Annotated in this window: 26 protein-coding genes, 1 tRNA gene, 1 pseudogene and 2 riboswitches; of the genes and pseudogenes, 20 read left to right on the forward strand and 8 right to left on the reverse strand. The window is 70.3% G+C overall.

Features of this window, described 5'->3' with window-relative positions:
• Positions 1 to 86: 86 nt before the first annotated feature.
• From ACGFYP_RS17470 to ACGFYP_RS17500, 7 genes are all read left to right on the forward strand, one after another.
• Positions 87 to 515 carry a M67 family metallopeptidase gene (locus ACGFYP_RS17470; RefSeq protein WP_361962627.1) on the forward strand — a complete coding sequence of 143 codons (429 nt, stop codon included), beginning with the start codon at positions 87 to 89 and terminating at the stop codon, positions 513 to 515.
• A 31-nt stretch (positions 516 to 546) separates the two neighbouring features.
• A riboswitch (cobalamin riboswitch) is annotated at positions 547 to 620 on the forward strand.
• A 58-nt stretch (positions 621 to 678) separates the two neighbouring features.
• Complete coding sequence (locus ACGFYP_RS17475) at positions 679 to 1,653, forward strand: ABC transporter substrate-binding protein (RefSeq protein ID WP_393493697.1); 975 nt, start codon at positions 679 to 681, stop codon at positions 1,651 to 1,653.
• Positions 1,654 to 1,667: 14 nt separating this feature from the next.
• Positions 1,668 to 2,753 (forward strand): FecCD family ABC transporter permease, encoded by a 1,086-nt coding sequence (locus tag ACGFYP_RS17480; RefSeq protein ID WP_393494320.1) that lies wholly within the window; start codon positions 1,668 to 1,670, stop codon positions 2,751 to 2,753.
• 50 nt (positions 2,754 to 2,803) lie between these two features.
• A complete protein-coding gene (locus tag ACGFYP_RS17485) occupies positions 2,804 to 3,607 on the forward strand; it encodes an ABC transporter ATP-binding protein (protein WP_393494323.1) in 804 nt (267 codons plus the stop codon).
• A gap of 44 nt (positions 3,608 to 3,651) precedes the next feature.
• Positions 3,652 to 3,750 carry a putative leader peptide gene (locus tag ACGFYP_RS17490; protein WP_361962636.1) on the forward strand — a complete coding sequence of 33 codons (99 nt, stop codon included), beginning with the start codon at positions 3,652 to 3,654 and terminating at the stop codon, positions 3,748 to 3,750.
• Between the two features lie 106 nt (positions 3,751 to 3,856).
• Complete coding sequence (locus ACGFYP_RS17495; protein WP_361962638.1) at positions 3,857 to 4,135, forward strand: MoaD/ThiS family protein; 279 nt, start codon at positions 3,857 to 3,859, stop codon at positions 4,133 to 4,135.
• A gap of 5 nt (positions 4,136 to 4,140) precedes the next feature.
• The gene (locus tag ACGFYP_RS17500) at positions 4,141 to 5,091 is read left to right on the forward strand and encodes a cysteine synthase (RefSeq protein WP_361962640.1); all 951 of its coding nucleotides are present in this window, start codon (positions 4,141 to 4,143) and stop codon (positions 5,089 to 5,091) included.
• 86 nt (positions 5,092 to 5,177) lie between these two features.
• On the opposite strand, the gene ACGFYP_RS17505 is transcribed toward ACGFYP_RS17500, so the two are convergent.
• Positions 5,178 to 5,648 carry a type II toxin-antitoxin system PemK/MazF family toxin gene (locus ACGFYP_RS17505; RefSeq protein ID WP_393493703.1) on the reverse strand — a complete coding sequence of 157 codons (471 nt, stop codon included), beginning with the start codon at positions 5,646 to 5,648 and terminating at the stop codon, positions 5,178 to 5,180.
• Between the two features lie 188 nt (positions 5,649 to 5,836).
• Here ACGFYP_RS17505 and ACGFYP_RS17510 point away from each other — a divergent pair, with 188 nt between their 5' ends.
• Positions 5,837 to 6,589 (forward strand): MBL fold metallo-hydrolase, encoded by a 753-nt coding sequence (locus ACGFYP_RS17510; protein WP_361962644.1) that lies wholly within the window; start codon positions 5,837 to 5,839, stop codon positions 6,587 to 6,589.
• Positions 6,590 to 6,671: 82 nt separating this feature from the next.
• Here ACGFYP_RS17510 and ACGFYP_RS17515 read toward each other — a convergent pair whose 3' ends face one another.
• The gene (locus ACGFYP_RS17515; protein ID WP_393493708.1) at positions 6,672 to 7,937 is read right to left on the reverse strand and encodes a PTS transporter subunit EIIC; all 1,266 of its coding nucleotides are present in this window, start codon (positions 7,935 to 7,937) and stop codon (positions 6,672 to 6,674) included.
• Between the two features lie 337 nt (positions 7,938 to 8,274).
• Positions 8,275 to 9,585 carry a PTS transporter subunit EIIC gene (locus ACGFYP_RS17520; RefSeq protein WP_361962648.1) on the reverse strand — a complete coding sequence of 437 codons (1,311 nt, stop codon included), beginning with the start codon at positions 9,583 to 9,585 and terminating at the stop codon, positions 8,275 to 8,277.
• Positions 9,586 to 9,821: 236 nt separating this feature from the next.
• Here ACGFYP_RS17520 and ACGFYP_RS17525 point away from each other — a divergent pair, with 236 nt between their 5' ends.
• From ACGFYP_RS17525 to rdgB, 4 genes are all read left to right on the forward strand, one after another.
• Positions 9,822 to 10,055 (forward strand): glucose PTS transporter subunit EIIB, encoded by a 234-nt coding sequence (locus ACGFYP_RS17525; RefSeq protein WP_018517946.1) that lies wholly within the window; start codon positions 9,822 to 9,824, stop codon positions 10,053 to 10,055.
• A gap of 143 nt (positions 10,056 to 10,198) precedes the next feature.
• Positions 10,199 to 10,930, forward strand: a complete 732-nt coding sequence (rph, locus tag ACGFYP_RS17530; RefSeq protein ID WP_148003993.1) for a ribonuclease PH — start codon at positions 10,199 to 10,201, stop codon at positions 10,928 to 10,930.
• Positions 10,931 to 11,012: 82 nt separating this feature from the next.
• Positions 11,013 to 11,396, forward strand: coding sequence for a hypothetical protein (locus ACGFYP_RS17535; protein WP_393493714.1), 384 nt, complete (start codon positions 11,013 to 11,015; stop codon positions 11,394 to 11,396).
• A gap of 7 nt (positions 11,397 to 11,403) precedes the next feature.
• Positions 11,404 to 12,006, forward strand: a complete 603-nt coding sequence (gene rdgB, locus ACGFYP_RS17540) for an RdgB/HAM1 family non-canonical purine NTP pyrophosphatase (RefSeq protein WP_393493717.1) — start codon at positions 11,404 to 11,406, stop codon at positions 12,004 to 12,006.
• A 52-nt stretch (positions 12,007 to 12,058) separates the two neighbouring features.
• Here the strand turns inward: rdgB and ACGFYP_RS17545 are convergent.
• A tRNA-Leu gene (locus ACGFYP_RS17545) sits at positions 12,059 to 12,145 on the reverse strand.
• Between the two features lie 109 nt (positions 12,146 to 12,254).
• Positions 12,255 to 12,722 (reverse strand): thioredoxin-dependent thiol peroxidase, encoded by a 468-nt coding sequence (gene bcp / locus ACGFYP_RS17550; RefSeq protein WP_361962660.1) that lies wholly within the window; start codon positions 12,720 to 12,722, stop codon positions 12,255 to 12,257.
• A 121-nt stretch (positions 12,723 to 12,843) separates the two neighbouring features.
• Between bcp and ACGFYP_RS17555 the strand changes: the two genes are divergently transcribed.
• From ACGFYP_RS17555 to ACGFYP_RS17565, 3 genes are all read left to right on the forward strand, one after another.
• Positions 12,844 to 13,164: a DUF3618 domain-containing protein gene (locus tag ACGFYP_RS17555; RefSeq protein WP_393493720.1), complete on the forward strand. Its 321-nt coding sequence runs from the start codon at positions 12,844 to 12,846 to the stop codon at positions 13,162 to 13,164.
• Positions 13,165 to 13,222: 58 nt separating this feature from the next.
• Positions 13,223 to 13,561, forward strand: a complete 339-nt coding sequence (locus ACGFYP_RS17560; RefSeq protein WP_393493723.1) for a GroES family chaperonin — start codon at positions 13,223 to 13,225, stop codon at positions 13,559 to 13,561.
• A 48-nt stretch (positions 13,562 to 13,609) separates the two neighbouring features.
• Positions 13,610 to 13,688, forward strand: a riboswitch (guanidine-III (ykkC-III) riboswitch).
• Positions 13,689 to 13,722: 34 nt separating this feature from the next.
• Positions 13,723 to 14,043, forward strand: a complete 321-nt coding sequence (locus tag ACGFYP_RS17565; protein ID WP_028811654.1) for a multidrug efflux SMR transporter — start codon at positions 13,723 to 13,725, stop codon at positions 14,041 to 14,043.
• Here the strand turns inward: ACGFYP_RS17565 and ACGFYP_RS17570 are convergent.
• Positions 14,037 to 16,394, reverse strand: coding sequence for a transglycosylase domain-containing protein (locus ACGFYP_RS17570; RefSeq protein ID WP_393493727.1), 2,358 nt, complete (start codon positions 16,392 to 16,394; stop codon positions 14,037 to 14,039). The two genes, ACGFYP_RS17565 and ACGFYP_RS17570, sit on opposite strands and share 7 nt — an antisense overlap.
• A gap of 143 nt (positions 16,395 to 16,537) precedes the next feature.
• Here ACGFYP_RS17570 and ACGFYP_RS17575 point away from each other — a divergent pair, with 143 nt between their 5' ends.
• From ACGFYP_RS17575 to ACGFYP_RS17590, 4 genes are all read left to right on the forward strand, one after another.
• Positions 16,538 to 17,338, forward strand: a complete 801-nt coding sequence (locus ACGFYP_RS17575) for an ABC transporter permease (RefSeq protein ID WP_393494326.1) — start codon at positions 16,538 to 16,540, stop codon at positions 17,336 to 17,338.
• Between the two features lie 49 nt (positions 17,339 to 17,387).
• Positions 17,388 to 18,164, forward strand: a complete 777-nt coding sequence (locus tag ACGFYP_RS17580; protein WP_393494329.1) for an ABC transporter permease — start codon at positions 17,388 to 17,390, stop codon at positions 18,162 to 18,164.
• 64 nt (positions 18,165 to 18,228) lie between these two features.
• On the forward strand, positions 18,229 to 19,215 hold the full coding sequence (locus tag ACGFYP_RS17585; RefSeq protein WP_393493730.1) for an ATP-binding cassette domain-containing protein: 987 nt from the start codon (positions 18,229 to 18,231) through the stop codon (positions 19,213 to 19,215).
• Between the two features lie 17 nt (positions 19,216 to 19,232).
• The gene (locus ACGFYP_RS17590) at positions 19,233 to 20,537 is read left to right on the forward strand and encodes a DUF445 domain-containing protein (protein ID WP_393493733.1); all 1,305 of its coding nucleotides are present in this window, start codon (positions 19,233 to 19,235) and stop codon (positions 20,535 to 20,537) included.
• A gap of 259 nt (positions 20,538 to 20,796) precedes the next feature.
• Here ACGFYP_RS17590 and ACGFYP_RS17595 read toward each other — a convergent pair whose 3' ends face one another.
• Complete coding sequence (locus ACGFYP_RS17595) at positions 20,797 to 21,099, reverse strand: hypothetical protein (protein WP_393493736.1); 303 nt, start codon at positions 21,097 to 21,099, stop codon at positions 20,797 to 20,799.
• Between the two features lie 399 nt (positions 21,100 to 21,498).
• On the opposite strand from ACGFYP_RS17595, the pseudogene ACGFYP_RS17600 reads away from it, so the two are divergent.
• Positions 21,499 to 21,813, forward strand: a pseudogene (locus ACGFYP_RS17600) (hypothetical protein); the annotation flags it as partial.
• A gap of 33 nt (positions 21,814 to 21,846) precedes the next feature.
• Here the strand turns inward: ACGFYP_RS17600 and ACGFYP_RS17605 are convergent.
• Positions 21,847 to 22,281, reverse strand: a complete 435-nt coding sequence (locus tag ACGFYP_RS17605) for a very short patch repair endonuclease (RefSeq protein WP_393494332.1) — start codon at positions 22,279 to 22,281, stop codon at positions 21,847 to 21,849.
• Positions 22,282 to 22,324 lie beyond the last annotated feature (43 nt).

The raw sequence follows: 22,324 nt of genomic DNA on the forward strand, positions 1-22,324 counted from the left end.
CTGGCCGTTCGGCCACCTGTCCAGCATTCGGGCCGTCCCGTACCACTCCTCGGTACGGGGCGGCCCGCATGCTTATCCTGTCGGACATGCTGACCATCACCCAGGACCTGTACGACCAGCTCGTGAAGCACGCCCGCGCGGACCACCCCGACGAGGCCTGCGGTGTGGTCGCGGGTCCCGTCGGCAGCGGCCGCCCCGAGCGGTTCATCCCGATGCTGAACGCCGCGCGCTCGCCCACGTTCTACGAGTTCGACTCGGCCGACCTGCTGAAGCTCTACCGCGAGATGGACGACCGGGACGAAGAGCCCGTGATCATCTACCACTCGCACACCGCCACCGAGGCCTACCCCTCGCGCACCGACATCACCTACGCGAACGAGCCCGGCGCCCACTACGTCCTGGTCTCCACCGCCGACACCGACGGCGCGGGCCCCTTCCAGTTCCGCTCCTACACGATCGTCGAGGGTGTGGTGACCGAGGAGGAGGTCAAGGTCGTCGAGGCGTACGACGCCTGAGAGACTGACCCGACACCAGGGCGGCAGGACCCAGGAAGCCGGTGCGAATCCGGCACGGTCCCGCCACTGTGACCAGCGACTTCGGCCGCTGGGAGCCAGGAACTGACCTGCCGCCTCTCACCACCGACTGGGGACGTGGAAATCCCCGGAGGAGGCTCGTCCCATGACCTGGCGCCGCCGTACCCTGCTGCCCGCCGCCGCCCTCGTCCCGCTGCTCGCCGCCTGCGCGGCCCCCGCGGAGAAGAGCGACCCCGCGGCGAAGGCCGCACCGGGATTCCCGTACACCGTCGCCAACTGCGGTGTGAAGACGACCTACCAGGCGCCGCCGAAGCGGGCCGTCACCATGAACCAGCACGTCACCGAGGTCATGCTCGCCCTCGGCCTGGAGAAGTCCCTGGTCGGCACCGCCTACCTCGACGACCGGATCCTGCCCGCGTACAAGAAGGCGTACGACGCGGTGCCGGTGCTCGCGAAGGAGTACCCCTCCAAGGAGGCGCTGCTCGCCGCCAACCCCGACTTCGTCTACGGCGGTTACGCCAGCGCCTTCGACGCCAAGGCGGGCCGCGGCCGCGACGACCTGCAGAAGGCGGGCATCGACAGCCGCCTGAACATGGAGTACTGCCCCTCCGGCGCCTCCTCCCTCGCCGACCTCTACCAGGAGGTCGACGAGGTCGCCAGGACCTTCGGCGTCCCCGAGCGCGGCACCCGCTGGACCGCGGAGGCGAAGAAGACCGTCACGGCGACCGAGCAGCGCCTCAAGGGGGTCGCCCCGCTCTCCGTCTTCGTCTACGACAGCGGCGACAAGACCGCGTTCACGGCGGGCGGCAAGGGCATCGGCAACGAGCTGATCACCCGGGCCGGCGGCCGCAACGTCTTCGCCGACCTGGACAAGACCTTCGGCGACGCGACCTGGGAGCAGGTCGTCGCCCGCAAGCCCGACGTGATCGTCATCTACGACTACGGCTCCATGACCGTCGAGCAGAAGAAGAAGCGCCTCCTGGACGACCCGGCCCTCAAGGACGTCCCGGCGATCAAGAACAAGCGCTTCGCCGTCATGCCCCTCTCGGACGCCGTCCTCGGCGTCCGCGTCCCTGCCGCCGTCGACAAGCTCTCCGCCCAGCTCCACCCGACCCGGTGACGGCCGTGACGCCCCTGGGGGAGGGGGCGGCCGTGAAGGCGGGGCGGGCCCCCGCTCAGGGAGCCGGTCAGAGAGCCCCCGCTCAGGGGCCCGCGCGGTACGTCCTCGTCGTCGCCGGGCTCCTCGCCGCGCTCGGCCTCGCCGTCGTCGCGGGGGTCGCGCTCGGGTCCGTACGGATACCCGTGGGACAGGTCGTCGAGATCCTCACCGGCCGCGCCGCCCCCTCCCCGTTCCGCACGATCGTGCTCGACGTCCGGCTGCCGCGCGTGCTGCTCGGCGCGGTCGTCGGCGCCGGGCTCGCCGTCGTCGGCGCCGTCCTCCAGGCCCTCGTCCGCAACCGGCTCGCCGACCCCTTCCTCCTCGGGATCTCCTCCGGCGCGTCCAGCGGGGCCGTCCTCGTCCTGGTCCTCGGCATCGGCGGCGGGGTCACCAGCACCGTCGCGATGCCCGCCGGGGCCTTCGCCGGCGCGCTGCTCGCCCTCGTCCTCGTCTACAGCCTGGCCCGGAGCGGCTCCACGATGACCGGGGCCCGGCTCGTCCTCGCGGGCGTCGCCGTCTCGTACATCCTGTCGGCGCTGAGCACCCTGTTCCTCGTCCTGTCCCGGCGCCCGGAACACTTCCAGGAGGCGATGTTCTGGTCCCTCGGCGGCCTCGGCAGCGCCCGCTGGGACACCCTCGCCGTACCCGCCGTCGTCGTCGCCCTCGGCACCGGACTCCTCGTCGCCCTCGCCCGCCCCCTCGACCTGCTCCTCGTCGGCGAGGAGGGCGCGACCGTCCTCGGCCTGGACACGGCCCGCTTCCGCGCCGCCGTCTTCGTCCTGGCCTCCCTCGTCACCGCCGTCATGGTCTCCGTCAGCGGAGCCGTCGGCTTCGTCGGCCTGATGGTTCCGCACGCCGCCCGGATGGCCGTCGGCGCCCCGCACCGCCGCCTCCTGCCGGTCGCCGCGCTCGGCGGCGCGCTCGCCCTGATCCTGGCCGACCTCGCCGCCAGGACCGTCGCGGCGCCCCAGGACATCCCCGTCGGCGTCCTCACCGCCCTCATCGGCGGCCCCTTCTTCCTCTGGCTCATGCGCCGCCGCCCGGAAGGAAGCCCGGTATGACCACCCGGCCCCGTGCGACCACCCCGCCCCCGATGTCCACCCGGCCCCCTATGACCACCCGGCCCCGTACGACCGAACTCCGCACCGAAGCCCTCTCGTACGGGACACGGCTGTACGACGCCGACCTCACCGCCCGCCCCGGCGAGACCGTCGGACTCGTCGGCCCCAACGGCAGCGGCAAGACCACCCTCCTGCGCTGCGTCTACGGCACCCTCACCCCCACCTCGGGACGCGTCCTGCTCGACGGCGACGACCTGGCCGCCCTCGGGCCCAAGGCCCGCGCCCGCCGGATCGCGACCGTCCCGCAGGACGGCTCCACCGAGTTCGAGCTGACCGTCCACGAACTGGTCGCCCTCGGCCGCTCCCCGCACAAGCGCTTCTGGGAGGGCGACACGGCCGCCGACCGGGCCCGCGCCGAGGACGCCCTCGCCCGCGTCGGCATCGCCGAGCTCGCCGACCGGCCCTACCCCACCCTCTCCGGCGGCGAACGCCAGCGCGCCCTGGTCGCCCGCGCCCTGGTCCAGGACCCGGCGCTCCTCGTCCTGGACGAGCCCACCAACCACCTCGACATCCGCTACCAGCTCGAAGTGCTGCGCCTCGTCCGCGACTTGGGCACCACCAACCTCCTCGCCCTGCACGACCTCAACCTCGCCGCCGCCTACTGCGACCGGCTGTACGTCCTGGAGCGCGGCCGGGTCGTCGCCGAAGGGCCGCCGGCCGAGGTCCTCACCCCCGGCCTCCTCGCGGCCGTCTACGGGGTGGAAGCCGAGGTCATCCCGCATCCGAGGACCGGAACACCGACCGTCGTCTACGTCCCCGGTCCGCCAGTCGAGCGGGATACGTCCGCCATGTGAGATCACATTCCGGAACCCGGACCGGGAATCGATACGATGACCGCATGGTTTCCCACGACGTGAGCGAAGTGACGACGCCGGGCAGCGCGCTGCTCGTGGCGCGGCTGCACGTCGACCTGTGCCGTCTCGCCAGCGCGATGTGAGCGGGGGCGTCTCCCAGGAGCGCCCCAACAAGCACCAGCCTGCGCGGGGGCCCCAGCCGCGCGCCTTCCACGCCACTCCCGACTCCCGAAAACAGGAGCCCACGCCATGGCCATCGAGGTCCGCATCCCGACCATCCTCCGCACCTACACCGACGGCGAGAAGGCCGTCGCGGGCAGCGGTGCGACGCTCGCCGAGCTCTTCGCCGACCTGGAGACGCGCCACGCCGGGATCGAGGCCCGCATCGTGGACAACGGCCAGCTGCGCCGCTTCGTCAACGTCTACCTCAACGACGAGGACGTCCGCTTCCTCGACGGCATCGACACCAAGCTGACCGACGGCGACAGCGTCACGATCCTGCCGGCCGTGGCCGGCGGCATGGTCTGATCCACATGCGTTACGACTCCCCGCTCGCGGCGGTCGGCAACACGCCCCTGGTCCGCCTGCCCCGGCTCTCCCCGTCGGACGACGTCCGCATCTGGGCCAAGCTGGAGGACCGCAACCCGACCGGCTCGGTCAAGGACCGCCCCGCGCTCCACATGATCGAGCAGGCCGAGAAGGACGGCCGGCTCACCCCCGGCTGCACCATCCTGGAGCCGACCAGCGGCAACACCGGGATCTCGCTGGCGATGGCGGCGAAGCTCAAGGGCTACCGCATCGTCTGCGTCATGCCGGAGAACACCAGCGAGGAGCGCCGCCAGCTGCTCGCCATGTGGGGCGCCGAGATCGTCTCGTCCCCCGCGGCGGGCGGGTCGAACACGGCCGTACGGGTCGCCAAGGAGATCGCGGCGGAGAATCCGTCCTGGGTGATGCTCTACCAGTACGGCAACCCGGACAACGCGGGCGCCCACTACGCCACGACGGGCCCGGAGATCCTGACCGACCTCCCCTCCATCACCCACTTCGTGGCGGGCCTCGGCACCACCGGCACCCTCATGGGCGTCGGCCGCTACCTGCGCGAGCACAAGCCCGACGTCAAGATCGTCGCCGCCGAACCCCGGTACGACGACCTGGTGTACGGGCTGCGGAACCTGGACGAGGGCTTCGTCCCCGAGCTGTACGACGCCTCGGTCCTCACCACCCGCTTCTCGGTCGGCTCGGCCGACGCGGTCACCCGCACCCGGGAACTCCTCCAGCAGGAGGGCATCTTCGCCGGCGTCTCGACGGGCGCGGCGCTGCACGCGGCGATCGGCGTCGGCCAGAAGGCGCTGAAGGCCGGCGAGAGCGCGGACATCGCCTTCGTCGTGGCGGACGGCGGCTGGAAGTACCTGTCGACGGGCCTGTACACGGCGGCGACGACGGAAGAGGCCATCGAAACGGTCCAGGGCCAGCTCTGGGCGTAAGGCCCACACCGCCGGCGCGCAGGCGCTGCCCGTCGAAGGCCCCGCACACCGGTCGGCTCCGCACACCGGTCGGCTCCGCACACCGGTCACGAGAGATGGCGGACCTGGTCCCACACGACCGGGTCCGCCGTTCCCACCTTCCGCCGGAACTCCCACACAGGGACCTCCCGCAGCTCATCGGTCTCCAGGAAGCTCGGCCGCCCCTGCGCGTCGCCCACGGAGCCCGGCGGCAGCGCGATCACACCCGGCCGCTCGTCGTGGTACTTGCTGGTGATCTTGGCGACGAGCGCGGAGTCCCCGCGCAGCGCGAGCACCAGACACGGCCGGTCCTTCGCCCCGGGTCCGTCCTCGTAGGGCACCTCGGCCCACCAGATCTCGCCCGCCCGGGGGAGCCGCGCGGGCGCCTTCCCCGGCGCGCGCGGCCGAACGGGTGGCCGCGCGGGCGGGCGGGTACGGCCCCCGGGCCGTCGCGCCGACCGCTTCCGGCCGTCCGCGAGCGCCACGACCAGCGCGATCACCACGACCGCGACGAGCGCCGGCCACCAGGACGTGTCCATACCCCAAGACGTTACCGGCCGCCCGTACCCCGCGCTCTCCCGCCCCAGGTCCATCCGAACCGGTGACAGAGCCCGTGAGTTCGCCCACAACGGCCCGCCGCGGAGGAGCGACGAGCGGGGTGGCGCCTTACGCTCGACGCATCGCAAGACCTCCCCCGCCGCTCTCCGCCCTCGGAGGTTCACGCTCCATGAAGCTCACCGTCGTCGGCTGCTCCGGGTCGTTCCCGTCCGCGGACTCGGCCTGTTCGAGCTACCTCGTAGAGGCCGACGGCTTCCGGCTGCTCCTCGACATGGGCAACGGAGCCCTGGGCGAGCTGCAGCGCCACATCGGTCTGTACGACCTCGACGCCATCTTCCTCAGCCATCTGCACGCCGACCACTGCATCGACATGTGCGGATACTTCGTCGCGCGCTACTACCGCCACGAGGGCGGTCGCTGCGACGCGATCCCGGTCTTCGCCCCGGAGGGCGCCGAGCAGCGGCTGACCACGGCGTACGCCGACACCCCCTCGGACAAGTCGATGAGCGAGGTCTTCGACTTCCGCACGCTGAAGTCCGGCTCCTTCGAGATCGGCCCGTTCTCCGTCCGTACGGAGAAGGTGTGCCACCCCGTGGAGGCGTACGGCATCAGGATCGAGCACGGCGGCCGTTCGCTGACGTACTCCGGCGACACGGGAGCCTGCGAGGCCCTGCACGAACTCGCGGAGGGCTCGGACCTGTTCCTGTGCGAGGCCTCCTTCACGCACGGCAAGGAGGACATCCCGGCCCTCCACCTCAACGGCCGCGAGGCGGGCGCGGAGGCGTCCCGCTCCTCGGTGGGCCGCCTGGTGCTGACCCACATCCCGCCGTGGACGGACGGCGCCCAGAACCTGGCGGACGCGCGGGCGGTGTACGACGGGCCGTCGGAGCTCGCGTACGCGGGCGCGGTGTACGAGATCTGAGGCGTACGGACGCAGGAAGGCCCCCGGAACCTGGACGGTTCCGGGGGCCTTCTCGTGAGGTCACATCAGTCTCACGTCAGGCTCACGCCTTGGTGAGGTCCTCGAGCTCCTCGTCGGACTCGCGGCCCGGGGTGGGGAGGTTGAACTTGGTGATCGCGAAGCGGAAGACCGCGTAGTAGATCGCGGCGAAGACCAGGCCGATCGGGATGATCAGCCATGGCTTCGTGGCCAGGTTCCAGTTCAGGCCGTAGTCGATGAGGCCTGCGGAGAAGGTGAAGCCCGCGTGGACCCCGAGCGCCCAGGTCACGGCCATGGAGATGGCGGTGAGGATCGCGTGGATCACGTACAGCAGCGGGGCGATGAACATGAAGGTGAACTCGATCGGCTCCGTGATGCCGGTGACGAAGGAGGTCAGCGCGAGCGACAGCATCATGCCCATGACGGCCTTGCGGCGCTCCGGGCGGGCGGAGTGCGCGATGGCGAGCGCGGCGGCCGGGAGGCCGAACATCATGATCGGGAAGAAGCCCGACATGAAGATTCCGGCGCTCGGGTCACCGGCGAAGAAGCGGTTCAGGTCGCCGTGGACGACCTCGCCGGCCGCGTTGGTGAAGTCGCCGATCTGGAACCAGGAGACGGTGTTCACGAACTGGTGCATGCCGACCGGGATCAGCGCGCGGTTGATGAGACCGAAGAGGCCGGCGCCACCGGCGCCGAGGCCGGTCATCCACTCGCCGAAGTTCGAGATGCCGTTGCCGATGGGCTCCCAGACCAGGCCGAAGACGACACCGACGAGGGTGCCGACGAAGGCCATGATGATCGGGACGAGACGGCGGCCGTTGAAGAAGCCGAGCCAGTCGACCAGCTTGGTGCGGTGGTACTTCTGCCACAGGACGGCGGAGATCAGACCCATCAGGATGCCGCCGAGGACACCCGGGTTGTTGTACGTCGCGGCGACGTCGACGCCCTTGTTGGCGGTGGTGTTGACCACGGCCTCGGTGACCGGGAACGCCTTCAGGACGTTCTGGTAGACGAGGAAGCCGACGAGGGCGGCGAGGGCGGTGGAGCCGTCGGCCTTCTTGGCGAAGCCGATGGCCACGCCTATACAGAACAACAGCGGCAGGTTGGCGAAGACTGCGTCACCGGCCGTGGCGAACACGGAGGCGACCTTGTCCCATCCGAGGCCGTCCTTGCCGAAGACGTCGGGCTGGCCGAGACGGAGCAAGATACCCGCGGCCGGCAGCACGGCGATCGGCAGCTGCAGGCTGCGACCGACCTTCTGCAGGCCCTGGAACAGGCCGGATCCGCGCTTCTTCGCGGGAGCGGCGGCCTGGGCGGTGGCCGTACTCATCAACTTCCTCCAGTAAGGCAAGGCGCCGCCAGAGGTCAGTGAAACGGGGGTGACGGCGGCGTCTCGTGGAACGCGGTGGACTGGACCGCGTGGTCTACACCATTGAGTGGTGTAGACCAGTTTTAGCACGTGAGACTTAGATAAGGAACCTGCGAATTTTCCGTGCCCGGACCATCGCTCGGCGTGAACGGCGAAAGGCCCCCGGACCATGAGGTCCGGGGGCCTTTCGCGGCGTCGGGGCTCGGGGCGAAAGCCCCGAAGTGGCTAGGGAGTGTCCGGAATTATGGTCGTCCGCCCGAAGGGCGTCGCGAGCCAGGCCAGACTTTCCGGACGCGACCTAGGCCTTGGTCACGTCGTTGTCCATCTGCTCCGCCACTTCCTCCGGCTCGCGGCCTGGGGTCGGGAGGTTGAACTTGGTGATCGCGAACCGGAAGATCGCGTAGTACACGACCGCGAAGCCGAGGCCGATCGGAATGATCAGCCAGGGTTTCGTCGCCAGGTTCCAGTTGATCACGTAGTCGATCAGGCCCGCCGAGAAGCTGAAGCCGTCCTTCACGCCGAGCGCCCACGTCACGGCCATCGAGACACCCGTGAGGACGGCGTGGATCGCGTACAGGACCGGGGCGATGAAGAGGAACGAGTACTCGATCGGCTCGGTGATACCGGTGACGAACGAGGTCAGGGCGACCGAGAGCATCAGGCCGCCGACCTCCTTGCGGCGGTTCGGCCGTGCGCAGTGGGTGATCGCCAGGGCCGCCGCCGGGAGGGCGAACATCATGATCGGGAAGAAGCCCGTCAGGAACTGGCCGGCCTCCGGGTCCCCCGCGAGGAACATCGGGATGTCGCCGTGGACCGTCGTGCCGTCCGGTCTCTCGTACGTGCCGAACTGGAACCAGATCGGCACGTTCAGGAACTGGTGCAGCCCGATCACGAGCAGCGCGCGGTTGGCGACACCGAAGATGCCCGAACCCCAGGCGCCCAGGCCCACCAGCCAGTCGCTGAAGTTCTCCAGACCGTCGCCGATCGGCGGCCAGACCCACAGACACAGGGACGCGAACGCGATCGCGACGAAGGTCATGATGATCGGCACGAGGCGGCGGCCGTTGAAGAAGCCCAGCCAGTCCACCAGCCTCACCCGGTGGTAGCGCTGCCAGAACCAGGCCGCGAGCAGGCCGATGACGATGCCGCCGAAGACGCCCGGGTTCTGGTACGTGTACCCGCTGAAGGCCTGCTCGGGCGCCAGGCAACCGCCGTTGATGTCCGCCGTGCCCCGCGGGCAGTCCTCCGGGAACTGGCGCAGCACGTTGTAGTAGACGAGGAAGCCGACCGTCGCCGCGAGCGCCGTCGAGCCGTCTGCCTTCTTCGCCAGACCGATCGCCACACCGATGCAGAACAGCAGGGGCAGGCCCAGATTGCCGTCGAGCAGGGCGCCACCGGCACCCGCCATCACCTTGGCCACGTTGTCCCAGCCCAGGCCGTCGGCGCCGAAGACGTCGGGCTGGCCGAGACGGTTGAGGATGCCGGCGGCCGGGAGGACGGCGATGGGGAGCTGGAGACTCCGCCCCATCTTCTGCAGCCCCTGGAAGAGACCGCCCCACATCGATTTCTTCGGCGCGGCGGCTGCGCCGGCTGCGCTGTCCGTACTCATCGGCGTCCTCCCTGACCCGGAACAGCCCGGGCCCGAATCGCGTTGCAGACTGGTGTAGACCAGTTGCGATAGGCTCCCGGAGCCCCCTGGGGGCAGGCTGCCGGTGATCGTCATCATTCGGTAGAACGAGGGCACTCGCTCGCGAAGTTGGGCCAACCGTGCGTTACCGTGACAAAGCGGACCGTCGGTGCGCCGAGACTCACGTTCTTGCAACAGGAACGGACAGGGAGAAAGACATGGCCAGCAAGGCTGAGAAGATCGTCGCCGGCCTCGGCGGCATCGAGAACATCGAAGAGGTCGAGGGCTGCATCACCCGCCTCCGCACCGAGGTCATCGACCCGAGCAAGGTCGACGAGGCCGCGCTCAAGGCCGCCGGCGCGCACGGCGTCGTGAAGATGGGCACCGCGATCCAGGTCGTCATCGGCACCGACGCCGACCCGATCGCCGCCGACATCGAAGACATGATGTGAGCAGCTGACGCACGGTCGACTCTCCGCGCAGTCACCCCGGCAGGGGCCCGGTCCGACAGGGGACCGGGCCCCTTGTCGTACCCCCTCTCGCGTACGACTGTTCGGGGAGGTCGGGGCCCGTCGCGTGCGGCTAGGCTCGTGACATGTCTCGTATCGACGGCCGTACCCCCGAACAGCTCCGCCCCGTCACCATCGAACGCGGATGGAGCAAGCACGCCGAGGGCTCCGTCCTCATCTCCTTCGGCGACACCAAGGTCTTCTGCACCGCCTCCGTCACCGAAGGCGTCCCGCGCTGGCGCAAGGGCAGCGGCGAGGGCTGGGTCACCGGCGAGTACTCGATGCTCCCGCGCGCCACCAACACCCGCGGCGACCGCGAGTCCGTCCGCGGCAAGATCGGCGGCCGCACGCACGAGATCTCCCGCCTCATCGGCCGCTCCCTGCGCGCGGTCATCGACTACAAGGCCCTCGGCGAGAACACCATCGTCCTCGACTGCGACGTCCTCCAGGCCGACGGCGGCACCCGCACCGCCGCCATCACCGGCGCGTACGTCGCCCTCGCCGACGCCGTCGCCTGGGCCCAGGCCAAGAAGCTCGTCAAGGCAGGCCGCAAGCCCCTCACCGGCACCGTCGGCGCCGTCTCCGTCGGCATCGTCGACGGCGTCCCCCTCCTCGACCTCTGCTACGAGGAGGACGTCCGTGCCGACACCGACATGAACGTCGTCTGCACCGGCGACGGCCGCTTCGTCGAGGTCCAGGGCACCGCCGAGGCCGAGCCCTTCGACCGCAAGGAGCTCAACGCCCTCCTCGACCTCGCCTCCGGCGGTTGCGCCGAACTCGCCGAGATCCAGCGCAAGGCGCTCGAAGGAACTCTGTAGGGGTCGGCGGCGTCTACAGGGGTACGGACGTACGGCGAACACCGTACGTCCGTACATCCGTATCCCTTGGGGAGGACCCGTCTTGAAGCGCCGTCTCGCAATCGCCGTGGCCTCGGCAGCCGTACTCGCCAGCACGACGCTCGTCGGCTGCGGAGCACTCGACAAGGCCATGGACTGTGTCGCCACCGCCGACGCGATAGCCACCAGCGTCGACAAGCTCTCGCAGGCCGTCTCCAACGCCTCCAACGACCCGACGCAGCTCAACGAGGCCCTGAACGACATCTCCACGGAGCTCGACAACCTCAAGGACACGACCGACAACGCGGACCTGACCAAGGCCGTGGACGACCTCACCAAGGGCGTCGAGTCCGTGAAGACCGCCGTCAACAACGGCGACACCACCCCGGACATCAAGCCGATCACCGACGCGGCCACCGAGATCGGCAAGGTCTGCACGCCCGGATAATCGAGGCATGACCCGACTGATCCTCGCCACCCGCAACGCCGGAAAGATCACCGAACTCCACGCGATCCTCGCCGACGCAGGTCTCACCCACGACCTCGTCGGCGCGGACGCGTACCCGGAGGTCCCGGACACCAAGGAGACCGGCGTCACCTTCGCCGAGAACGCCCTCCTCAAGGCCCACGCCCTCGCCCGCGCCACGGGCCTGCCGGCCGTCGCCGACGACTCCGGCCTCTGCGTCGACGTCCTGAACGGCGCCCCCGGCATCTTCTCCGCCCGCTGGGCCGGCACCCACGGCGACGACCGCGCCAACCTGAACCTGCTCCTGGCCCAGATCGCCGACATCGACGACGCCCACCGCGGCGCCCACTTCGCCTGCGCGGCGGCCCTGGCCCTCCCGGACGGCACGGAACGCGTGGTCGAGGGCCGCATGCGGGGGATCCTGCGCCACACCCCGATCGGCACGAACGGCTTCGGCTACGACCCGATCCTCCAGCCGGAGGGCCACGACGTGACGTGCGCCCAACTCTCCCCGGAGCAGAAGAACGCGATCAGCCACCGCGGCAAGGCCTTCAGAGCGCTGGTACCGGTGGTACGGGAGCTGGTGGGCTGAGGCGGAGGACAGAAATGGCCTGCGAATCGATCCGTCGATTCGCAGGCCATTTTGGTGCGGCGGAAGGGATTCGAACCCTCAAGCCGTTTCACGGGCCACAGATCCTAAGTCTGCTGCGTCGCCGTTGCGCCACCGCCGCCAACCGCCTGCCATCGTACCGGGCTTGACGGCCACGACGGATGGGGAGGGCGCCGGGAGCGATCACGGCGCGTGTGACCCCCGACGCCTCCGCCCCGGCCGCCTGTTCCTCAGATGCCGAGGTCCTTGATGATCTTGGCGACGTGGCCCGTGGCCTTCACGTTGTACAGGGCGCGTTCGACCTTGCCGTCCTCGTCCACGACGATCGTCGAGCGGATCACGCCCGTCACCGTCTTCCCGTACAGCTTCTTCTCGCCGAACGCGCCGTACGCCTCCAGCGTCTCCTTCGACGGGTCGCCGACCAGCGTGACCTTCAGGTCCTCCTTCTCGCGGAACTTCGCCAGCTTCTCCGGCTTGTCGGGCGACACGCCGATGACGTCGTAGCCCGCGCCGGCCAGCAGGTCCAGGTTGTCCGTGAAGTCGCAGGCCTGCTTCGTGCAGCCGGGGGTGAGCGCCGCCGGGTAGAAGTAGACGATGACCTTGCGGCCCTTGTGGTCCGCGAGCGAGACCTCGTTGCCGTCCGCGTCGGGCAGGGTGAAGGCGGGGGCGGTGTCGCCGGGCTGAAGTCGCTCGCTCATGGCTCTCCTCGGGATGTCTGGGCGTACACGCCCGAGCCTAATGGGGGCCTGAGACAGACCACGGACCGAGAAACTGAGAGACTGTCCGTCAAGGACCGATTACGACTACGGAGGCAGCGCGGTGCCGGACGCCAGGACCCCTGCGCAGATCGAGGCGGACATCGTCCGCCGGCGCGAGCAGCTCGCCGTCACTCTCGACGAGATCGGCATTCGGGTGCACCCGAAGACGATCGTCGGCGACGCGAAGGCGAGGGTCGCCTCCACGGTCGACCACACCGCCGGACGCGCGTTCGCCGCCGTCAACCGGACCGTCTCGGACGTGAAGGCCCGCTTCACGAACGAGGACGGCGCGCCGCGCCTGGAGCGGGTGGTTCCGGTGGCGATCGTCGCCGTCGCCCTCGTCGGGCTGCTCGCGGTGTCCTCGCGCAAGCGCGGGTCCTGACGGGGTGCATGACCACTCCTGCGTACGGACGGCTCGTCCGGCCAGGTAGGTTCGGACCGTGAGCGAGAACACCGACGACAAGCTGCCCATCCGGATGCTCCATGACCGAGTGTTGGTCCGGACCGACTCGCCCGAGGGGGAGCGGCGCTCGGGCGGGGGCATCCTGATCCCCGCGACCGCCGCCGTCGGCCGCCGCCTTGCCTGGGCCGAGGTCGTCGCGGTCGGCCAGAACGTCCGTACGGTCGAGACCGGCGACCGGGTTCTGTACGACCCCGAGGACCGCGCCGAGGTCGAGGTACGGGGCATCGCGTACGTACTGATGCGGGAGCGCGACCTGCACGCGGTGGCCGCGGACCGTTTCGAGGGGTCCAAGGACACCACCGGGCTGTACCTGTAGGTGAACCGCTTCTGAAGGCCTGGTGACCGGTGTCACCAGGCCTTTTATCTGTTTTTTGCTACGCTGAAGACACCCGACGAGACGCGCCGTACCGGGCCCCACGCACGACACGCAAAGACGACGCACCCCTGTTGATCCGTCTCGCGGAGGTGTTCGTCGTCATGGCCTGGGTTCTTCTCGTTGTCGCCGGTCTGCTCGAGGTCGGCTGGTCGATCGGCATGAAGTACACGGACGGTTTCACCCGTCTCTGGCCGAGCGTCTTCACGGGCGCCGGGATCGTCGCCTCCATGCTGCTGCTGTCGCACGCCGCCAAGACCCTGCCGATCGGTACGGCGTACGGCGTGTGGGTCGGCATCGGCGCGGCCGGTGCGGCGGTGCTCGGCATGGTGGTGCTCGGTGAGCCGGCGACCGCCGCCCGGATCTTCTTCGTCTGTCTGCTGCTGGTGGCCGTGGTGGGCCTGAAGGCGACCTCGGGTCACTGACGCGGGCGCGGGGGCGGGGGCGGCAGCATGCCGTCCGGGCTCGGGCCGTCCGGGCTCGGGCCGTCCGGGCCTCGCTGGTCCGGGCTCCGCTGGTCCGGGCCCCGTTCGTCGCCGCCCAGCCTGTCCGGCCCCGGCTGCTCCGGCGCCCGTTGCTCCGGGTCCCGCTGCTGCGGGCCCGGGTGGCGGGGGCGTTCCGGGCCCGCCTGGGCCGTGTCCTCCTGGGGCGTGTCCCCGTCCACGACCCCTTCCTCGCCCTCCGCCGAGCCGAGCCGGTCCGGCGACTGCAGGGGATCGATGGGCTCCAGCCACCCCTCCGCGCCCTCGCCCAGCTGGAGTTCGAAGTCCCGCGGCTCCGTGCCCGCCAGCGCGTCCCGGGTGAACTGGGCCCAGATCTCCGCCGGCGCCCCGCCCCCGTTGATCCGGGGCAGCCCGAGCGCTCCGTACAGCGGTTTCTGCTCGCCCGTCGCCGGGTCCTGGCCCATCATCGTGACGACCGTCGCGAGGTCCGGGGTGTATCCCGCGAACCAGGCGGCCTTGTCGTCCTCGGCCGTCCCCGTCTTGCCCGCCGCCGGGCGCCCGACGGCCAGCGCCGCCGTTCCCGTACCGCTCTCCACGACGCTCCGCAGGACCGCCGTCGTCGTGTCGGCGGCCTCCCTGCTGACCGCCTGCCGGCCGTCGGAGGTCGGCAGGTTGAGGACCTCGCCGTCCTTGGTGACCTCCTCGACGAGGGTGTACGTGCCGTGGCGGCCGTGGTTGGCGAGGGTGGCGTACGCCTCGGCCAGGTCGAGGGCGCTCGCGGTGGCCGGGCCGAGCGCGATGGAGGGGGAGGGGCTGAGGTCGGGGGTGTGGGCGGGCAGGCCGAGGGCGACGGCGGTCTCCTTGACCTTCGCGGGCCCGACGTCCACGGCCATCTGCGCGTACACCGCGTTGACCGAGGAGTCGGTGGCGGTCCGGACGGTGATGTCGCCGTACGAGGCGTCGTCCTCGTTGGCGGGGGCGTAGAGGGCGCCGGTCCAGCCCTGCACGGGACGCTTGTCGGTGCCGTCGTAGTACGTGTTCGGGGTGATCGGCTCGCCCCCCTGCGTGAGGGAGGCGTTCTGCAGGGCGGCGGCGAGGACGAAGGGCTTGAAGGTGGAGCCGACCTGGTAGTCGCGGCGGGTCGCGTTGTTGACGTACTGCTTGGTGTAGTCGATGCCGCCGTACAGGGCGAGGACGCGGCCGCTCGCCGGGTCGATGGACGCGCCGCCGACCCGTACGAAGCGGTCGGTGGGGTTCTGTTCCGGGTCGAGCCGGGACATGACCTGTTCGTCGACGGCGGTGACGAAGGCGTCCTGCTTCTCCTTCTCCAGGGTGGTGGTGATGCGGTAGCCGCCGCCGGCGAGAGTCTTCTCGTCGATGACGCCGTGGGTGGTGAGGTACTCCTCGACGGCCTGGACGAGGTAGCCGCGCTGGCCGGAGAGGCCGGTGGCGGGGCGGGCGGTCTGCGGGGTGGGGAAGGTGGCGGAGGCCCGGTCGGCGGGGGAGAGCCACCGCTCCTTGACCATGCCGTCGAGGACGTAGTTCCAGCGGGCGATGGCCTTGGTCCGGTTCTCGGGGTGGGTCGCCACGTCGTAGGCGCTGGGGGCCTTGAGGAGGGAGGCGAGGTACGCGCCTTCGGCGGTGTCGAGGTCGCCGGCGTCCTTGCCGTAGTAGGCGCGGGCGGCGGCCTGGATCCCGTAGGCGTTGCGGCCGAAGTAACTGGTGTTCAGATAGCCCTCGAAGATCTGGTCCTTGCTCTTCTCGCGGTTGAGCTTGATCGCGATGAAGAACTCCTTCACCTTGCGGGTGACGGTCTGTTCCTGGCCCAGGTAGTAGTTCTTGACGTACTGCTGGGTGAGGGTGGAGCCGGACTGGCGGCCCTTGCCGGTGAGGGTGTTCCAGGCGGCGCGGACCATGGCCTTGGGGTCGACGGCGCGGGCCGAGGAGAAGTCGCGGTCCTCGGCGGCGAGTACGGCGTGCCGGACGGTGAGGGGGACCTGCGCGAGGCGGACGTTCTCGCGGTTGACCTCGCCGTCGCGGGCGATCGCGGTGCCGTCCCGGTAGAGGTACACGTTGGACTGGGCGGTCGCGGCGGAGTTGGCGGGCGGGATCTCGACGAGCAGGTAGCCGGCGAGGAAGCCGCCGACGGCCAGCAGGGCGGCGAGGAGGAACGTGCCGGCGACGGCCCGCAGGAAGCGCACGGGGCGCGAGCGCCGTGGGCGGCGGGGAGGCGGGGGGACGGTGGGGTCCCTGGGCGCCCAGCCGGGCCGGTGGGGACGATCTGGCTGGTCGTCACTCATGTCTGGAGCTCCCGTACCGGATGAAGGAGGCATGACCTCCCCCATAGTGCACGTATCGGGCCAAAACCTACGTAATACGACTCGAAAAGGACTCGCGGTGGCGGAGTGCGGGCCGCTAGGGTCGTGCGCTTTGGCGCCATCGGACGGACGGCGGAACGGCGGAGGGACCTTGCATGGTGCGGCTCTACGCGACGGTGGCCGCGGGTGGGTTCCGGCGCCATGCCACGTACAGGATGGCCACGGCGGCAGGGGTGTTCACCAACACCGTCTTCGGCTTCATCCTGTCGTACACCTATATCGCCCTGTGGGACGAGCGGCCCCAGCTGGGTGGCTACGACATGGCGGACGCGCTCGCCTATGTGTGGATCGGCCAGGGGCTGATCGCGGTGTGCGGGCTGATGGGCGGCGGGTTCGAGGACGAGCTGATCGAGCGGATCCGTACGGGTGACATCGCCGTCGACCTCTACCGGCCGGCGGACCTCCAGGCCTGGTGGTTCTCCGCCACCATGGGCCGGTCCGCGTACCAGTTGCTCGCCCGGGGTGTGGTGCCGATGGCGATCGGGGCGCTCGTCTTCGACTTCCGGCTGCCCTCGGGGCCGGCGACCTGGCTCGCGTTCGTGCTGGCCGTCGCGCTGGGATCGGTCGTCAGCTTCGCGATCTGGTACCTGGTCGCGATGTCCGCCTTCTGGCTGATGGACGGTCAGGGGGTGCTGCAGGTCGCGTGGCTGGGCGGGTTGTTCTTCTCGGGGATGCTGCTGCCGCTGAACGTCTTCCCGGGCGCGCTGGGGGAGGTGGCGCGGGTGCTGCCGTGGGCGTCGATGCTGCAGATCCCGGCGGACGTCTACCTCGAGAAGTACGAGGGGTGGGGGCTCCTGGGCGCGTACGCCTTCCAGCTGGCCTGGGCGGCGGTCCTGCTCACGGCGGGGCGGTTGGCGCAGTCGTTGGCGACGCGGAAGGTGGTGGTGCAGGGTGGGTGACTCGCGGGTGGCCGACTCACGCGTGGGGGAGGCCTGGCGTACGTACGGGATGGTCGCGGGGATGTGGATCCGCTCGACGATGACGTACCGCACGTCGTTCGCGCTGACCCTGATCACCTCCTTCTCGGTCACGTTCTTCGACTTCGTCGTGATCCTGCTGATGTTCGGTCAGGTGCAGGGCCTGGGCGGCTTCTCGTTCGCCGAGGTCGCGTTCCTGTACGGGACGACCAGCACGTCCTTCGGCATCGCGGACCTGACGATGGGCTCGGTGCAGCGGATGGGCAGGCGGGTGCGGGACGGCTCGCTGGACATGTTCCTGATGCGTCCGGCGCCGGTGCTCGCCCAGGTGGCGGCGGACAAGTTCGCGCTGCGGAGGCTCGGGCGGGTGGTGCAGGGCCTGTTCGTCCTCGTCTGGGCGCTGTGCATCGTCGACGTGGAGTGGACGGCGCTGAAGGTGCTGCTCCTGCCGGTCACGGTGGTGAGCGGCGCGGTGATCTTCTCGGCGGTGATGGTGGTGGGCGCGTCCGCGCTGTTCTGGGCGCAGGACGCGGCGGAGGTGACGAACTCGTTCACGTACGGGGGGAACACGCTGCTCCAGTACCCGCCGACGATCTTCGCGCAGGATCTGGTGCGGGGTGTCGTGTACGTCGTACCGCTGGCGTTCGTGAACTGGCTGCCGGCCCTGTACGTGCTGGGGCGGGAGGCGCCGGCGGGGGTGCCGGGGTGGACGGCGTTCGGGTCGCCGCTGGTGGCGGCGGTGTGCTGCGGGCTCGCGGGGTTGGCATGGCGGGCGGGCCTTCGTTCGTACCGGAGCACGGGAAGCTGAGGAGGTCGGAACGGATGACGTCCATGGAATTGGAGCTGGAGCTGGAGGAGGGCCGGGAGAACCGATGACGTTCATCGAGCTGGAGGACGTGGAGAAGGTCTTCTCGGTGCGCCGGAAGGCGGGACTGCTGCGCCGGGAGAAGCGTGAGGTGCGGGCGGTCGACGGGATCAGCTTCGGGGTGGACCGGGGCGAGATGGTCGGCTACATCGGCCCGAACGGCGCGGGGAAGTCGACGACGATCAAGATGCTGACGGGCATCCTCACGCCGAGCGGCGGCCGGCTGCGGGTGGCGGGGATCGACCCGTCGCGGGAGCGGACGCGGCTGGCGCAGCGGATCGGGGTGGTGTTCGGGCAGCGGACGACGCTCTGGTGGGACCTGCCGCTGAAGGACTCGTACCGGCTGATGCACCGGATGTACCGCATCCCGGACGCGCGGTACGCGGAGAACCTGGCGAGGTGCGTCGACCTCCTGGAACTGGGCGACCTGCTGGAGGTCCCGGTCCGACAGCTGTCGCTCGGCCAGCGGATGCGGGGCGACATCGCGGCGGCGCTGCTGCACGATCCGGACGTGCTGTACCTGGACGAGCCGACGATCGGCCTCGACGTGGTGTCGAAGGCGCGGGTGCGGGAGTTCCTGCGCGAGCTGAACACCGAGCGGGGGACGACGGTGCTGCTGACGACGCACGACCTGACCGACATCGAGCAGCTGTGCAGCCGGGTGATGGTGATCGACCACGGCCGGCTGATGTACGACGGGGAGCTGACGGGCCTGCACGAGGCGGGTTCGGACGGGGAGAGCGAGCGTCTGCTGGTGGTGGACCTGGAACGCGAACTGCCGCCGATCGACGTGCCGGGGGCGCGTTTCGTCCGCGCGGAGGGCCCGAGGCAGTGGCTGGCGTTCCCTACCTCTGCCTCGGCGGCGCCGCTGGTGGCGGCGGTGGCGGAGAGGTATCCGCTGGTGGATCTGTCGGTGCGGGAGCCGGACATCGAGGCCGTGATCGCGAAGATGTACGGGGAACGGGAACTTGAGGTGCGTCCGGAAAGTCACTGATGTAGGGAGGTGGGGCGATGAGCGAGAAGACGAGTGAGTCGCGGCGGCCGCCGTTGGTGGCGTTCTCGTACACGGCGGCGGACGCGGAGCGTCACCGTGGGGTGCGCCGGATGAAGACGCTGGCCACGGGATTGCTGGTGCTGGTCGCCGTCATCTACGCGCTGGCGACGTGGGCGGAGCACGCGGGCTGGGGGCCGTGGACCGGCTATGTGGCGGCCGCGGCGGAGGCCGGCATGGTGGGCGCGCTGGCGGACTGGTTCGCGGTGACGGCGCTGTTCCGGCGGCCGCTGGGTCTGCCGATCCCGCACACGGCGATCATCCCGACGAAGAAGGACCAGCTGGGGGCGACCCTGGGGTCCTTCGTCGGCGAGAACTTCCTGTCGGCGGATGTCGTACGGGGGAGGCTGGCGGCGCTCGGTATCGCGGGCCGGCTGGGTGCGTGGCTGTCGGACCCGGACCACGCGGACCGGGTGACGAACGAACTCTCGACGGCCCTTCGGGGCGCCCTGACGGTCCTGAGGGATGCGGACATCCAGGCGGTGGTCGGGGAGGCGATCACGCGGCGGGCGGAGGCGGCGGAGGTCGCGCCGGGGATCGGCAAGACGCTGGAGAAGATCGTCTCGGACGGCGCGCACCACCGGGCGGTCGACTTGATCTGCGCGAGGGCGCACGACTGGCTGGTCTTCCACGGGGACTCGGTGATGGACGCGGTCCAGGGCGGCGCCCCGGGCTGGACGCCGCGCTTCGTGGACCGTCGCATCGGCGAGCGCGTCTACAAGGAACTGCTCCGCTTCGTCACCGAGATGCGGGACATGCCCGCGCACCCGGCGCGCGGCGCGATCGACCGCTTCCTGACGGACTTCGCGGCGGACCTCCAGGGGGACACGGAGACGAGGGCGCGGGTGGAGCGCCTGAAGGGCGAACTGCTCGCGCGTCCGGAGATCCAGGACATCATCGCCTCGGCGTGGGCGTCGGTGCGCGGCATGATCATCGCGGCGGCGGAGGACGACCGCAGCCAGCTCCGCCTGCGCGCGCGGGCGTCCCTGATCTCCCTGGGCGGCCGCCTGGTGACGGACGGCCGCCTGCAGGCGAAGGTCGAGGGCTGGGCGGAGGACGCGGCGGCCTATGTGGTCACGACGTACAGGGACGAGATCACGTCCCTGATCAGCGACACGGTGGCGGGCTGGGACGCGACCCAGACCTCGAAGAAGATCGAGGCGAACATCGGCCGCGACCTCCAGTTCATCCGCATCAACGGCACGGTGGTGGGCGCACTCGCGGGCCTGCTGATCTACACGCTGAGCCGGGCGGCGGGGGGCTAGGACCTCTTGTTGGGGGCGCGCTGGGCGGGGGCACTTGCTGGGCAGGGGCGCGCTGGGCGGGAAGGGGGGTAGGGGGCCCCGCCCGCCCAGCGCTCATGGGGAGTGCACCAGGTAGTACGGAGGGGAGGGCTGTGGCGTTCAGCCGTAATCGCGGTTGATTGCGCTCAGGGCTACGCCCCGAGGGCCCTTGGTACGGGTGATCGCACTTCAGGTGACGCCCCACGAGGCGCCGGCGACGGCCCCGTGGCCCCGTGGGCGTTCAGCCCTTGTTGCGCGTGGCGACCCAAGAGGCGCCGGCCATGGCCCCGGCGACCCCGAACACGGCGGGCCAGGCCCCCACCTTCTTGGCCAGCGGATGCGACCCGGCGAACGCGGCAACGTACGCCGCCGTGAGCCCGGCAGCGGCCTTCCCCCCAACCGCCTGCTGCCACTCCCGCGCGGAGAGCGCCCCGGCAGCCGCGAGCACGACCCCACCCAGGGGCCGCTTCTTGGTCCACCGAGCAACGGCGTAACCACCGACGAGCCCGACGGCGGCTATGGCGGGGGCGGGGATGCGGGGCATGAGGGGGCCTTCCTGTTCGACACGTCGTGTTGGGGAGCCTAGCCTCCGACCTCGCAGCGTCCCCGCCCCGACCCAGGGACTCTCGCCTACGTGAGTGCGGTCCGGGCACTCGGCACCCTGCCGCAGTCCCGAAGGGGGCCTTGGCGCTGAATTCCTCGAACATCGCTGCGAGGCGGTCCAGCGACGACCGCCTTGTGGTCCCGTCGTTGGGGCAAGGCCTGCGGGCAGGACATAGTCCGGTGCGACGGCAAGGGCGAGGAAGTTCCAGATCCGTTCGTCAGGTAGGTGCCTGTGGCCGCTGAAGTGAACTTCGCCATTCTCTCGGGGGCGTTGCCTAAGGACGGTGTCATCGGATCGCCACTTCCTGCGCACGCGAACAGAGCGGATTGCCGACGTGAGGTTCTTGGCTACACCGCCACGAGCGACTCCGCCGGCAGCCTCGGCGGCATCGTGGCGCAGGGCGATCCCACGCGACTCGACGCCACCCTGAGCTCGGCCCTGCACCGCGCGCGTTGGTGTTCCAACGACCCTCTGTACATGGAGTCCGAGGCGAGCGGCGCCGACAGCCTCAACCTGGCTGCCTGCCATGCCTGTGTGCTGCTGCGCGAGACGAGCTGCGAGAACAACAACATCCTTCTCGACCGAGCGACCTTGATCGGTACACCTGACCGATCCGTTCCGGGCTTCTTCGGCGGAACAGGTACGCAGTTCTGACGGAGCCGTTCCACCGGCGGTCGACCGTGTGATTCAACCGACCGCCGGGGGCTTCGACTCTCCATCCTCCGCAGCCGGTCGGCGGGGGCGCCTCACGGGAGCCTTGGACCTCGCATCCGACACCGTGAGAGCCACGGTCGTCGGGCTTTCGTGCTCCCAGAAGCGCAGGACGGTCCACCCTTGGGCTTCGAGATGCTGGGTCGTCTCGCGGTCGCGCGCCATGTTCTTGTCGAGCTTCGTGCGCCACCACTCCGCGTTCGCCTTCGGCTGCGTGGCGTGTTCGGGGCAGCCGTGCCAGAAGCAGCCGTCCAGGAAGACCGCGATCTTGGCGGGGCCGAAGACGATGTCGATCGTGCGGCGGGGCATGCCCGGGACGGGCACGTTCACGCGGTAGCGGAGGCCTGAGGCGTGCAGGAGGCGGCGCACCGCCAGCTCCGGGGCGGTGTCGCGCCGGCCTTGGCGGCTCATGCGGGCGGAGACGGACGGGGAGGACGGCGTGGCTTCGGACACG

This window comes from Streptomyces sp. NPDC048370, from assembly GCF_043200825.1.
Classification (GTDB): Bacteria; Actinomycetota; Actinomycetes; order Streptomycetales; family Streptomycetaceae; genus Streptomyces.

What these genes read in the sequence shown, in the direction of transcription:
- ACGFYP_RS17470 (WP_361962627.1), top strand. Translation starts at nt 87, where the DNA reads ATGCTGACCATCACCCAGGACCTGTACGACCAGCTCGTGAAGCACGCC.
- ACGFYP_RS17475 (WP_393493697.1), top strand. Translation starts at nt 679, where the DNA reads ATGACCTGGCGCCGCCGTACCCTGCTGCCCGCCGCCGCCCTCGTCCCG.
- ACGFYP_RS17485 (WP_393494323.1), top strand. Translation starts at nt 2,804, where the DNA reads ATGACCACCCGGCCCCGTACGACCGAACTCCGCACCGAAGCCCTCTCG.
- ACGFYP_RS17490 (WP_361962636.1), top strand. Translation starts at nt 3,652, where the DNA reads ATGGTTTCCCACGACGTGAGCGAAGTGACGACGCCGGGCAGCGCGCTG.
- ACGFYP_RS17495 (WP_361962638.1), top strand. Translation starts at nt 3,857, where the DNA reads ATGGCCATCGAGGTCCGCATCCCGACCATCCTCCGCACCTACACCGAC.
- ACGFYP_RS17500 (WP_361962640.1), top strand. Translation starts at nt 4,141, where the DNA reads ATGCGTTACGACTCCCCGCTCGCGGCGGTCGGCAACACGCCCCTGGTC.
- ACGFYP_RS17505 (WP_393493703.1), bottom strand. Translation starts at nt 5,648, where the DNA reads ATGGACACGTCCTGGTGGCCGGCGCTCGTCGCGGTCGTGGTGATCGCG.
- ACGFYP_RS17510 (WP_361962644.1), top strand. Translation starts at nt 5,837, where the DNA reads ATGAAGCTCACCGTCGTCGGCTGCTCCGGGTCGTTCCCGTCCGCGGAC.
- ACGFYP_RS17515 (WP_393493708.1), bottom strand. Translation starts at nt 7,937, where the DNA reads ATGAGTACGGCCACCGCCCAGGCCGCCGCTCCCGCGAAGAAGCGCGGA.
- ACGFYP_RS17520 (WP_361962648.1), bottom strand. Translation starts at nt 9,585, where the DNA reads ATGAGTACGGACAGCGCAGCCGGCGCAGCCGCCGCGCCGAAGAAATCG.
- ACGFYP_RS17525 (WP_018517946.1), top strand. Translation starts at nt 9,822, where the DNA reads ATGGCCAGCAAGGCTGAGAAGATCGTCGCCGGCCTCGGCGGCATCGAG.
- rph (WP_148003993.1), top strand. Translation starts at nt 10,199, where the DNA reads ATGTCTCGTATCGACGGCCGTACCCCCGAACAGCTCCGCCCCGTCACC.
- rdgB (WP_393493717.1), top strand. Translation starts at nt 11,404, where the DNA reads ATGACCCGACTGATCCTCGCCACCCGCAACGCCGGAAAGATCACCGAA.
- bcp (WP_361962660.1), bottom strand. Translation starts at nt 12,722, where the DNA reads ATGAGCGAGCGACTTCAGCCCGGCGACACCGCCCCCGCCTTCACCCTG.
- ACGFYP_RS17565 (WP_028811654.1), top strand. Translation starts at nt 13,723, where the DNA reads ATGGCCTGGGTTCTTCTCGTTGTCGCCGGTCTGCTCGAGGTCGGCTGG.
- ACGFYP_RS17570 (WP_393493727.1), bottom strand. Translation starts at nt 16,394, where the DNA reads ATGCCTCCTTCATCCGGTACGGGAGCTCCAGACATGAGTGACGACCAG.
- ACGFYP_RS17580 (WP_393494329.1), top strand. Translation starts at nt 17,388, where the DNA reads ATGGTCGCGGGGATGTGGATCCGCTCGACGATGACGTACCGCACGTCG.
- ACGFYP_RS17585 (WP_393493730.1), top strand. Translation starts at nt 18,229, where the DNA reads ATGACGTTCATCGAGCTGGAGGACGTGGAGAAGGTCTTCTCGGTGCGC.
- ACGFYP_RS17590 (WP_393493733.1), top strand. Translation starts at nt 19,233, where the DNA reads ATGAGCGAGAAGACGAGTGAGTCGCGGCGGCCGCCGTTGGTGGCGTTC.
- ACGFYP_RS17595 (WP_393493736.1), bottom strand. Translation starts at nt 21,099, where the DNA reads ATGCCCCGCATCCCCGCCCCCGCCATAGCCGCCGTCGGGCTCGTCGGT.
- ACGFYP_RS17605 (WP_393494332.1), bottom strand. Translation starts at nt 22,281, where the DNA reads ATGAGCCGCCAAGGCCGGCGCGACACCGCCCCGGAGCTGGCGGTGCGC.